9 protein-coding genes are annotated in these 11,451 nt (G+C 77.1%); 6 read left to right on the top strand and 3 right to left on the bottom strand.

Features of this window, described 5'->3' with window-relative positions; all coding sequences use genetic code 11:
* Positions 1 to 50 precede the first annotated feature (50 nt).
* The 4 genes from ACIP5O_RS10605 to ACIP5O_RS10620 all read left to right on the top strand — a co-directional run bounded on the left by ACIP5O_RS10605 (position 51) and on the right by ACIP5O_RS10620 (position 5,358).
* Positions 51 to 1,826 carry an SDR family oxidoreductase gene (locus tag ACIP5O_RS10605; RefSeq protein ID WP_401291103.1) on the top strand — a complete coding sequence of 592 codons (1,776 nt, stop codon included), beginning with the start codon at positions 51 to 53 and terminating at the stop codon, positions 1,824 to 1,826.
* A 376-nt stretch (positions 1,827 to 2,202) separates the two neighbouring features.
* Positions 2,203 to 3,576, top strand: a complete 1,374-nt coding sequence (locus ACIP5O_RS10610) for a cryptochrome/photolyase family protein (RefSeq protein ID WP_401291106.1) — start codon at positions 2,203 to 2,205, stop codon at positions 3,574 to 3,576.
* Positions 3,577 to 3,718: 142 nt separating this feature from the next.
* Positions 3,719 to 4,411, top strand: a complete 693-nt coding sequence (locus tag ACIP5O_RS10615; protein WP_401291109.1) for a sigma-70 family RNA polymerase sigma factor — start codon at positions 3,719 to 3,721, stop codon at positions 4,409 to 4,411.
* A gap of 299 nt (positions 4,412 to 4,710) precedes the next feature.
* Positions 4,711 to 5,358, top strand: a complete 648-nt coding sequence (locus ACIP5O_RS10620) for an alpha/beta fold hydrolase (protein WP_053649006.1) — start codon at positions 4,711 to 4,713, stop codon at positions 5,356 to 5,358.
* Positions 5,359 to 5,408: 50 nt separating this feature from the next.
* Here ACIP5O_RS10620 and ACIP5O_RS10625 read toward each other — a convergent pair whose 3' ends face one another.
* Both ACIP5O_RS10625 and ACIP5O_RS10630 read right to left on the bottom strand, forming a co-directional pair.
* Positions 5,409 to 6,476, bottom strand: coding sequence for a MerR family transcriptional regulator (locus tag ACIP5O_RS10625; protein ID WP_401291111.1), 1,068 nt, complete (start codon positions 6,474 to 6,476; stop codon positions 5,409 to 5,411).
* Positions 6,477 to 6,514: 38 nt separating this feature from the next.
* A complete protein-coding gene (locus tag ACIP5O_RS10630) occupies positions 6,515 to 7,240 on the bottom strand; it encodes an adenosylcobinamide amidohydrolase (RefSeq protein ID WP_401291113.1) in 726 nt (241 codons plus the stop codon).
* A gap of 224 nt (positions 7,241 to 7,464) precedes the next feature.
* On the opposite strand from ACIP5O_RS10630, the gene ACIP5O_RS10635 reads away from it, so the two are divergent.
* Positions 7,465 to 8,118, top strand: a complete 654-nt coding sequence (locus tag ACIP5O_RS10635; RefSeq protein ID WP_401291116.1) for a fasciclin domain-containing protein — start codon at positions 7,465 to 7,467, stop codon at positions 8,116 to 8,118.
* 229 nt (positions 8,119 to 8,347) lie between these two features.
* Positions 8,348 to 10,753, top strand: coding sequence for a hypothetical protein (locus ACIP5O_RS10640; protein ID WP_401291118.1), 2,406 nt, complete (start codon positions 8,348 to 8,350; stop codon positions 10,751 to 10,753).
* A 21-nt stretch (positions 10,754 to 10,774) separates the two neighbouring features.
* On the opposite strand, the gene ACIP5O_RS10645 is transcribed toward ACIP5O_RS10640, so the two are convergent.
* The gene (locus tag ACIP5O_RS10645) at positions 10,775 to 11,371 is read right to left on the bottom strand and encodes a helix-turn-helix domain-containing protein (RefSeq protein ID WP_401291120.1); all 597 of its coding nucleotides are present in this window, start codon (positions 11,369 to 11,371) and stop codon (positions 10,775 to 10,777) included.
* Positions 11,372 to 11,451: the final 80 nt, after the last annotated feature.

Genomic DNA, 11,451 nt, shown 5'->3' on the forward strand with positions numbered 1-11,451 from the left:
CACGGGTCCCGACGAGCCCGCCCCCGGGACGGAACGGAGCACCCCCTGCCATGGCGACACACCCCAGGGCCACGCCCGACCCGACGGGAGAAGACCCGGCGGCAGAAGACCCGACGCAGCCCGATCCGAGGCCGGGCGATCCGAGGCCGGGCGATCCGAGGCCGGGCGATCCGAGGCCGGATGATCCGACGCCGGACGACCCGACGCCGGACGATCCGAGGCCTGACGATCCGAGGCCTGACGATCCGTCCGGTGCCGGGCCCGGCCTCTGTCTCGTGACCGGCGCCGGCGGCTACATCGGCGGCCGGCTCGTCCCCGAGCTGCTCGACGCCGGCCGTCGCGTGCGCTGCCTGGCCCGTACCCCCGCCAACCTCCGCGACTACCCCTGGGCCGACCGGGTCGAGATCGTCAAGGGCGACGTCACCGACGCGGCGACCCTGAAGCCCGCGTTCGAGGGCGTGGAGGTGGCCTACTACCTGGTGCACTCCCTCGGGTCCGGGAACGACTTCGAGGAGACGGACCGGCGCGCGGCCCGGACCTTCGCCGAGGAGGCCCGCGCCGCCGGCGTCCGCCGCATCGTCTACCTCGGCGGCCTCACCCCGCAGGGCGTGCCCGAGGAGGAACTCTCCCCGCACCTGCGCTCCCGCGCCGAGGTCGGCCGCATCCTGCTCGACTCCGGCGTCCCCACGACCGTGCTGCGGGCCGCCGTCGTCATCGGCTCCGGCTCCGCCTCCTTCGAGATGCTCCGCTACCTCACCGAGCGGCTCCCCGTGATGCTGACGCCGAGCTGGGTCAGGACCCACGTCCAGCCCATCGCCGTGCGCGACGTGCTGCGCTACCTCGTCGGCAGCGCGGACATGCCCCCGGACGTCAACCGCACCTTCGACGTCGGCGGCCCGGACGTCCTCACCTACCGCGACATGATGATCAAGTACGCGGTCGTCGCCGGCCTGCCCAAGCGCCTCATCGTGTCCGTGCCGATGCTCACCCCCGGCCTGTCCAGCCACTGGATCGGCCTGGTCACGCCCGTTCCGGCCGGCCTGGCCCGGCCGCTCGCGGAGTCGCTGCGGTACGAGGTGGTCTGCGCCGAGCACGACATCGCGGAGTACGTCCCCGACCCGCCCGGCGCCCCGGTCTCCTTCGACCGCGCCCTCACCCTCGCCCTCCGGCGCATCCAGGAGGCCAAGGTCACCACCCGGTGGTCCTCCGCCTCGCTGCCCGGCGCGCCCAGCGACCCGCTGCCCACCGACCCCGACTGGGCCGGCGGCAGCCTCTACACCGACGAACGCGAACGGACCGTCGACGCCCCGCCGGAGACCCTCTGGAAGGTCGTCGAGGGGATCGGCGGCGAGAACGGCTGGTACTCCTTCCCGCTGGCCTGGGCCGTACGCGGCTGGCTCGACCGGCTCGTCGGCGGCGTGGGCCTGCGCCGTGGCCGCCGGGACGCCCAGCGGCTCCGGGTCGGCGACGCGCTGGACTTCTGGCGGGTCGAGGAGATCGAGCGGGGCAGCCTGCTCCGGCTGCGCGCCGAGATGCGGCTCCCCGGGCTCGCCTGGCTGGAGATGCGCTCCGAACGCGACGAGGAGGGACGGACCCGCTACCGCCAGCGCGCCCTGTTCCATCCGCGCGGACTCGCCGGGCAGGTGTACTGGTGGAGCGTGGCGCCGTTCCACGCGGTCGTCTTCGGCGGCATGGCGCGGAACATCGCCCGCACGGCGGAACGGGCGGCGGCCGGCGAGCCCACGGCGCTGGAGGACGCGGACGGGTCGGCCGCCCGCGCCGGCGACGTACCGGCCCACGCGGGGGAGGCGCCGCCCCGCGCCTGAGGTGCGTCCTCCGGGGGGGGGCGTGCCGGTCTGCCGGGGTACGCCGTCGCCGCGGCCGGTCCGTTCCGGGTACGCCGTCGCCGCGGCCGGTTCGTCGGGGCGCGCCGTCTTTGGCGCTGGTCCGTCTGCGGGCACGCCGTTGCTGTCGCCGGTTCGCCGGGGCGCGCCGTCTTCGTCGCTGGCCCGTCCCGGGTGCGCCGGTCCGCCCGGTGCGCGCCGGTCCGCGCGGAGCACCCCCGCATCCGTACGCCTGCCGCAGGCGGAAAAGGGACGGCACGGCCGCCACGCGGCCACAGGGCCGCACCACAGTCGCAGTCCACCGGGCGTCCTGCCCCCGCGGGCGCCGTCCGGTGGCCGAACCCCAGGAACAGGCGTCATGACCGTCTCCGTCGTCCTCTTCACCTCCGATCTCCGGCTGCACGACCACCCGCCCCTGCGCGCCGCCGTGGACGGGGCGGACGAGGTCGTCCCGCTGTTCGTCCGGGACCCCGCCGTCGACCGGGCCGGTTTCGCCGCCCCCAACCGGCTCGCCTTCCTCGCCGACTGCCTGACCGACCTCGACGCCGGACTGCGGCAGCGCGGCGGGCGGCTCGTCGTGCGCGAGGGCGACGCCGTGGCCGAAGTCTGCGGCGCGGTGCGGCAGTCCGACGCCGACGAGGTCCACATGGCCGCCGACCACTCCGCCTTCGCCCACGCCCGCGAGGCACGGCTGCGGGACGCCCTGGAGTCCGACGGGCGCCGCCTCTACGTGCACGACGCCGTGACCACCGTCGTGCCGCCCGGCGACGTCACCCCACAGGGCTCCGACCACTTCGCGGTCTTCACCCCGTACTTCCGCCGCTGGTCGGGCGAACAGCTCCGCGCGCCCCTGGCGGCCCCCCGGGCGGTACGGGTGCCGAGCGGCCTGCGCTCCGACGGGCCGCCGTCGCGCGCCTCCGTGGCGGACGTGTCCGAGGGCCTCGCGAAGGGCGGCGAGACCACGGCCCGGCGCAGGCTCGGCGCCTGGCTGTCCCGGCACGCCGACGCCTACGAGACCGGCCACGACGACCTCGCCGGCGACACGACCTCGCGGCTCTCCCCGTACCTCCACTTCGGCGCGCTCTCGGCCACCGAGGCCGTCCACCGGGCCCGCGCCCGGGGCGGCCCGGGCGCCGAGGCCTTCGTGCGGCAGCTGTGCTGGCGGGACTTCCACCGCCAGATGCTCTCCGCGCGCCCCGCGATCGCCGCCGACGACTACCGGCCCCGGCACGACCGCTGGCGGCGGGGCGCGGAGGCCGAGGCGGACCTGCGGGCCTGGCGGGAGGGCCGCACCGGCTACCCCGTGGTGGACGCGGCCCTGCGCCAACTCGCCCACGAGGGCTGGATGCACAACAGGGGCCGGCTGCTCACCGCCTCCTTCCTCACCAAGACGCTCTACCTCGACTGGCGGGAGGGCGCCCGGCACTTCCTCCGCCTCCTCGTGGACGGCGACCTCGCCAACAACCAGCTCAACTGGCAGTGGGTGGCCGGGACCGGGGCCGACAGCCGGCCGAACCGGGTCCTCAACCCCGTGGCCCAGGGAAAGCGTTACGACCCCGACGGCGCCTACGTCCGCCGCTGGGTCCCCGAACTCGCCGCCCTGCCCGGCGCCTCGGTCCACGAGCCCTGGAAGCGGAAGGACCGGGACGGAGCCGCGCGCGACTATCCCGAGCCGCTCGTCGCCCTCGCCGACGGCACCGCCCGCTTCCGGCACGGACGGGGCCTGGAGTAGGGCGGTGGGCGCGCCCGAGCGGGCGGCGGTGCGTCGAAAGGCGGAAGACGACGCACAAACGATGCGAGTTGAGCCACGCCTTCCCCCGGACGGAGGCTGAGGGAGCCGGGGGCACGGAGCCCCAGCGAGGAGGAGCTTCGCCATGAACGCAGCCCGCACAGCCGTCCGCAGCCCCGCCCCCGCGTACGACCCGGCCGCGCCTGCGGCCCCTGCGGCGGACCTCCCCCCGGACACCGGAGTGGCTTTTCCCGCCCACCCCGCTCTCTCCGCCCTCTCCGACGCGGAGGTCGGCCGGGGGCTCGTCCGGGGCGACGAGCACTGCCTCGCCCTCGCCCACCACCGCTGGGCGCGCCTCGTGCACACCCTGGCCTCCCGCGCCCTGGGCGACCCGCGCGAGGCCGAGGACGTCACCCAGCAGGTCTTCCTCGCCGCCTGGCGCGGCCGCGCCGGATACCGCCCCGAGCGCGGCTCCGTACCCGCCTGGCTCGTCGGCATCACCCGGCGGAAGATCGCCGACGCCCTCGGCGCCCGCACCCGCAGGCTCGACCTCGTCGCCGCCGCCGGAGCGGCCCTGCCCCCGTCCGAGGGCACCGGGGAGGGGCCCGACCACGTCCTCGACCGGATCGTGGTCACGCGCGAACTCGCCCGCCTGCCGCGCGTCCAGCGCGACGTCCTGGCCCTCGCGTTCTTCGGGGACCTGACACAGACGCAGATCGCCCGACGCACGGGCCTGCCCCTCGGCACCGTCAAGAGCCACGCGCGCCGGGGCCTCCAGCGGATGCGCCGCAGCCTCGCCGTCTCCGAGGCGGCCACCGGCGGGGCGGTCACGGCCTGAACGGGCCCCGGGACGACCTGACGTTCTATGCCCCGCGCGAGGCCCGCCTTGTGCGGAGACCGCGCGTCCGGCCCGCCCATCCGGTGGGGTCCGTACCTGACGTTCCGTGGGACCTGGCAGACTTCGGGCCTCACGGTCGTCTCTCCCCTCGTCACGAGCGGACCGCTCGTCCTGGGAAGCGGCAAGCGACTTCTGGAGGCCCATATGGCGCAGCGGCCCCGACACGCGGCCCACGAGGCCCGCGCGAGCGGGTTCTCCCCCCGGCCCGCGCACCGGCGCGCGGACGGGACGGCCGCCCGGTGAACGTCTGCCGCACCCGGCGCGCCGAGACCGGCGCCCTCCTCGTCCGCAGCGCCCCCGCGACGCCCACCGCGGCCGTCCTGCTGCTCCACGGGGGCCGCGCCGACGGGCCCGAGCCGCCGCCCGCCCTCAACCTCCCCGCGCTGCGCATGCGCCCCTTCGCCGCCGCCGTCACCCGCGCCGTCCGGGGCCGGAGCGTCCTCGTCGCCGAGGTCCGCTACCGCCACCGCGGCTGGAACGGGGCGCGCGCCGACGCCGCACGGGACGCCGAGACCGCCCTGAACGACCTCCGCGAGCGGATCGGGCCGGTGCCCGTCGTGCTCCTCGGCCACTCCATGGGCGGCCGCGCCGCACTCCGCGCCGCGGGCGACCCCGCCGTGCGCGGGGTCGTCGCCCTCGCGCCCTGGTGCCCGTCCGGCGAGCCCGTCGAGCACCTCGGCGGCCGGCGCCTCTACCTGCTCCACGACGAGACCGACCGCGTCACCTCCGCCCGAGAGTCCTGGGACTTCGTCCGCCGGGCCAGGGCGGCGGGAGCCGACGCGGTGGGCATCCCGATGCGGATCGGCGGCCACGCCATGCTCCGGGGCGCGGACCTCTGGCACCGCAGGGCGGCCGAACTCACGGCGGCGCTGCTCTCGCACGGATAGAAGCCCGGGACCCGCAGCACACCCGGGCCCGCAGCACACCCGGGCCCGCCTCACACCGGGGGCGCGGTGATCCGTGCCCCCGCGTGGTGGGAGAGCGCGTCGAGCGCCTCCCGCAGGCCGCCAGGGCGCAGCATCCCCGGCTCCGGGCCCCGGCCCGCCCAGCCGGGGCCGGCCAGGAGGATCAGCGGACGCGTCCGCGCCCCCTTCACGCCGAACGAGCTCCCGGCGACGTGCCGGGCGAGGGCGTGGTTCGCGGTGGAGCGCGCCTGCGACCAGAGCACGACCGCCGCCGGTCCCATGCGCCGCACGGCGGCGTCGAGCGCCTCGGCGGGGACGGCCGCGCCGAACATCCGGGTCGGCAGACCGCGCTCGGAGAGCCCCGCCGCCAGCGCCTCCAGGGGCAGGGTGTGCTGCTCACCGGGCACACAGGCCAGGAGCACCGGCGGTACGGGGGCCGGGGAGCCGTGTCCGGCGGGCGCGACCTGCCGGAGCGCGGTCGACACGTGCCAGGACAGCAGGTGCTCCACCTCGACGTAGCGGTCCCCGGACGACTCCCACTTGCGGCCCACCGCGTGCAGGGTCGGGGCCATCACCTCCTCCCAGGCGGTGACGAGCCCGTGGTCCGCGACGGCGTCCCGGAGCAGGGCGTCCAGGGCGGGGCCGTCGAGCCGCACGGCGGCCCGCGCGAGCCCCCGGCACTCCCGCCGCACGTCACCGAGCGGAAGCCCGTTGCCGGACCCGGGCTGCCGGGCCGGGCCCGGCAGCCCGGGACGGTCCCGGCGCGGTCCTCCGGGACGGTCGGGGGACGGCTCCGGCTCCGTGGACCGGGCCCGCGCCCCCGGAGCCGTACCGGGAACCGCGCCGGAGTCCTCCGCCCCGGTCCTGGCCGCCCGCGCGATCCGCGCCGCCTCGGCCGGAGGGGCGCCCGAGGCCGTCAGCCGGCACATCTCCTCCAGCATCGCGACGTCCTCCGGGGCCCAGCGCCGGTGCCGCCCGCCCTCGCGGGCCGCGGGACCCATCCCGTACCGCCGGTCCCACGAGCGCAGGGTGGTCGGTGACACCCCGAGGCGCCGCGCCACCGCTCCGGTGGTGAGGCCGTACGTCGCCGTTTCGGTCATACGGCCAGGCTACGACGCACAACCGATGCGAGTACGCCTCAGGCGACGGTTCCGGTGCGTTCGGCGGCCAGCTGTCCCGCGCAGGCCTCCCGGGTCGCCCGGTGCACGGCGCGGGCGAGCCGCGCGCCCCAGAGGGAGCGCGGCCCGGCGAACGGTTCGGCGAACGCCCTGTCGCCCGCGCCCTCCGCGTCCTCCACGGGGACGGGCGCGGCCACGCAGACGGCGTCCGTCGGGGTGCCGGAGGCGTCGGCGCCCAGCTCGACCAGGGCCTGCGTCTTCGCCTCGGTGGCGGTGGCCACGGCGTTCACGAGGGCCGCGTCCGTCAGGGGCACCGGCAGCGACACGACGATGTTGATCGTCCCGGGGTGCGGGACCGCGACCCCGCCGACGCCCGGAGCGGCGGCCCAGCCCCGTACCCCGATCCCGGCCGTGACCACGGCGTGCGCGCCGCCGTCCACCGCGTGGCGCCGGTCCGCGACCGAGGCCGCCGTCATGAGGCCCACGCCCGGACCGGAGAGCCCGGCGCCCGAGGCGAGTCCGCGGAGGTGGGCGACGGGGTCGAGCCGGTCGTAACCGGGCGGCACCTGGGCGTTGAGCACCCACTCCCGCGCGCCGATGCCCCCGCCGAGCACCGCGCTCGACACCATCCGCACGCCCGGCCCCGGGACCCAGACGAGGAGCGGCCACTCCCGCCCCCGCTCCGTGTGGGAGAGGAGGACGGCGTCGGCGAGGGACGGGTGGGCGGGGAGGGTCCGGGGAAGCACCCCACACCCTAACGCGCGGCCTTTTTCTCACTCGAACGGGTGAAAGCTTTTTTGGGACCCATCCGATCGGCGGCCGGTGCCGAATAACCCGTGACAGCAGGGCCGGAAGTGAACGATTCGCCGCGGACGGCCCGGACGCGCCACCGTCTCCCCACCGGGAGGCGGGGCCGTCTCCCCTCTGGTGCGCAGTTCTCTACGCATCCGGACCAAAGAGGTTTCCTCCCATGACCACTTTCCGCATCCGCCGCACCGCCGTCGCCGTGGCCGCCGCGGCCGTCCTGCCCTTCTCCCTGGCGGCCTGCTCGGACTCCGGCAAGGACGAGGCGGCCGGGGCCGGGGCCCCGGCCTCCAGCTCCGCCGCCGCGGAGAACTCCTCGGCCCCCGCCGACTCGGGCATGACCCCCGACGGTCCGTTCGGCCCGGCCTGTGCCGGTGTGCCCAAGGAGGGCGCCGGTTCGTTCGACGGCATGGCGAAGGACCCCGTCGCCACGGCCGCCTCGAACAACCCGGCCCTGTCCACCCTGGTGACCGCCGTCAAGAAGGCCGGTCTGGTCGACACCCTCAACAACGCCCAGAACATCACCGTGTTCGCGCCCACCAACGACGCCTTCGCGAAGATCCCGAAGGCCGACCTCGACAAGGTCCTGGCCGACAAGGACATGCTCACCAAGGTCCTCACGTACCACGTGGTGGGGGAGAAGCTGACCCCGAAGCAGCTGGAGAACGGCTCCTTCGAGACCCTTCAGAAGGGCATGCTGACCACGAAGGGCTCCGGCGAGGAGTACACGGTCAACGACACCTCGAAGGTCGTCTGCGGCAACGTCCCCACGGCCAACGCGACCGTCTACATCGTCGACACCGTCCTCATGCCCAAGTAGGCACCGGGCGCGCGGAACCCGCGGCGGGAGCGGCCGCGGGACGGATCCCACGGGAATCGGGTCCCACGCGCGCGCGGCACGACCGAAGGGCACCCCTGCGCGGGGCCACCGGACCAAGGGGGTCGGTGGCCCCGCGCCTTTTCCGTTTCCGGGGCCCGCCCGCCGGCGGAGGCGTGGATCCGCCACGGGAGCGGAGTGACGCGGGGCCCGCCGGACTCGTTTGCCGGGCATGCCGTCCCGTCACGCCGTCCCCGGCACCGCGATATCCACGTCCGCGTCCGCCCACCGCCCCGCCCGTGAGGCCGCCGAAGCCGCGCTCGTCGAGCACTACCCCGCGCTCGTACGGCTCGCCCACCTCGTCCTGCCGCCCTCGCTCGGGCGCCACCGCCGCGTCCTCACCGCCCACGCCCTCGTCCAGAACTCCCTGGCGGAGGCGGCCGGCCGACGGGGGGCCGGGAGGCTCCGGCCCGGGAAGCTCCGAAGGGAGGCGCCTTCGGCCGAGACGCCCCTGACCCAGGTGGCCGGAGGCGAGGCGTCTTCGGCCGAGGCGCCCGGAACTGAGGCGCTCCGTACCGGGGCGTCCCTGGCCGATGCGCTCCGTACCGGGGCGTCCCTGGCCGATGCGCCCCGCACCGAGGCGTCTCTGACCGAGGCATCCCGCACCGGAGCGTCTTCGAGCGAGGCATCCCTGTTCGAGGCGCCCGGAACTGAGGCACCCGGAGCCGAGGCACCCGGCGCTGAGGCACCCGGAGCCGCGACGTCCCCGCCCGAGGCGCCCCCGACCAGCCCGCCGCCCGCCGGAATCTCGCTGCCCGGTCAGCGCGTCGGCGAGCGCCCCGCGCACGCGTGGCTGCGGGCGACCGTCGTCCGTGCCGCACTCCGCCCGCCGCGCCGCCTCGCGACCCCGCTCCGGCTGCCCCTCGTCCTCGGCCTGCGGCTCTTCCCCCGGGCCGGGGGCACCGACGAACTCGCCCTCGACCGGACCCTGGCCGAAGCCACCCCCGAGACGCGGGCCGCGCTCGCCCTGCGGACCCTCGAAGGCCTCCCCGCCGACGCGACCGCCCGGCTCCTCGCCTCGGCGGGCGTCGCGGACACCGCCGCCGCCCTCCGCGCCGCCGAACGGATCGGTGCGGCGTCCGGCACCGATGTCGGCGCGCTCCTCCGCAGCGCCGAGTTCGATCCGTGCACCGTTCACACCCGCCCCACCGACCTCCTGCGCCGCCGTCGGCACACCCGGCTCGCCGGCCTCGCCGCCGCGGTGCTGCTCGTCACGGCGGGCGTCGCCGTCGCCGCCGGGGTCCGTTCCGGGACGGAACCGGAACCGGTCGCCTCCCCGTCCGCCCCCGCCCCGGCGTTCGATCCCGCCGCGCTCCCGCGCACGCCCCCCGACCGCTGGGCCGACACCTCGCGCGTCGACCTCACCGCCTGGCCTGCGCGCGGCGCCGGGACCGGGGACACGGCCCTGCTCCGGCGGGCCCTGGACACCTGGGCCCGGGGCGCCGCGGACGGCGTCCGGCCGACCACCACCCCGGGCACGTCCGCCGCACCGCCCGCCGAACCGCCCCGGCTCCTCTACGCCGGCACGGTCGACGGCACGGACGTGGTGCTCCTGCACGACGGGCGCAGGATCGCCCGGTACGCCGAACCCCGCGACGGACACGGGCCCGCGGCCCTCGACCTCGCGCGGGTCGACGACGCCGACGTCACCACCGGCGCCGCCGTGGTCCTCACCCGTACCGCCGGACGGGCCCGGTACCTCCTGGCGCCCTGGATCGCCGAGGCGGCGGTACGGGACCTCGGTGCGCCCGGCACCCCCGCCCGCCCCCTGGTCGTCGCCCCGGACGGCGTGACCGGCCCCGTCCCGTACGACGTTCCGGGCGACCCGGGGCGTGCGCCCGGCGCGTGCGCGGGCGCGATCGCGCTCCAGCTCCGCTCCTCGACCCGGATCGTCGAGGACCACGCCTTCCTCCTCGCGGACCTGGGGGAGTCCGTCCCCGCGCACCTCACGTGGACGCCCCCGCCGGGCGCGGACGTCCCGGCCCGCGCGCCGCGCGAGGCGACCGGCGCGCGCGGGCTCGCGGCCTGGGCGCGTTCGGCCTGCTCCCTGGCGGCGCTGCACGGCGCCGGGATCCGGTCGGTCAACCGCTGGGAGTACGCCGAACAGCCCCTGCCCGAGCGGGCGGGCCGGGCCCGGTGGGTCTGCTCCCGCGCGGACACCTGGGAGGGGAGCGGCCGGGTGACCGTCTCCTTCGAGGCGCCCGGCGGCTCCGCGCCCCGGACCGTGGCGGGGCTCCGGGACACGGCGGCGTGCGGCCGCTTCGGCCAGGACGTCCTCGCGGGCACGTACTGGACGGCCCGGTCGGGCACGCGGTACCTGCTCGCGGCGGGCAGCCGCCGGCTGACCGGCGTCACCGCCGGGGGAGCCGTGACCGCCACCGCGCGCGGCCCGTTCCTGGCGGCCCGGGCCACGGCGGAGGGGCCGGTGCGGCTCACGGGCCGGCTCCTCGACGGCTCGGCGCTCCCGGGGCTCAACACATCCCCGGGGCTCACCAGGTCTCCGGGACTCGCTGGATCCCCGGGGCTCACCGGCTCTCCGGGGCCCACCGCATCCCCGGGGCTCACCGGATCCCCGTAAGCCCCCCGGTCGCCGGCCGCGTCAGGGTTCCAGGACCTCCACGTGGTCGGCGACCGCCACCACCAGGACGCGCGCGCCGGATCCGACGGTCCGCCAGCGGTGGCGCACCCCGCCGGACATCAGCAGGGTGTCCCCGCGTCCGAGCCGGTGGACCCGGCCCTCCGCCTCGACCTCCACCGCGCCGTCCGCGACGTACAGCAACTCGTCGTTGCGGTGCAGGAACTCGCGGTCCGCGTCGTGCTCGCCGGTGAACTCCAGGGCGTGCACCTGGTGGCGGCCCCGGACCACCGGCCGCACCCGCGCGCCGTCCCGCAGACCGCTGTCGTCGCCGGCGCGGACGACGTCCACCGTGCGGGTCTCGTCCGACGCGGCGAACAGCTGGACGGCGGTCGTGTCGAGCGCGTCGGCGATCCGCTGGAGCGACCGCATGCTGGGGCGGGCCCGGTCGTTCTCGATCTGGCTGAGGAAGGGCGAGGAGAGCCCGCTGCGCTCCGCCACCTCGGCCAGGGTGAGGTCGAGGGACCGCCGCCGACGGCGCACGGCCGCCCCCACCCGGGGTGCGCGCCCCTCGTCACCGTCCTGCTTCCCCGCGCCGCCGCGCGGCGCCCTCGCCTCCATCGTCGTCGTCCCCGTCCCTCTCCGCCCGCCCGGCCCCGTGCCCGCCGCGATCTTCGCCGCTCCCGGCACCCTACGCGGCC

Origin of the sequence: Streptomyces sp. NPDC088915 (genome assembly GCF_044749825.1) — a bacterium.
In the GTDB taxonomy this organism is placed as follows: Bacteria; Actinomycetota; Actinomycetes; order Streptomycetales; family Streptomycetaceae; genus Streptomyces.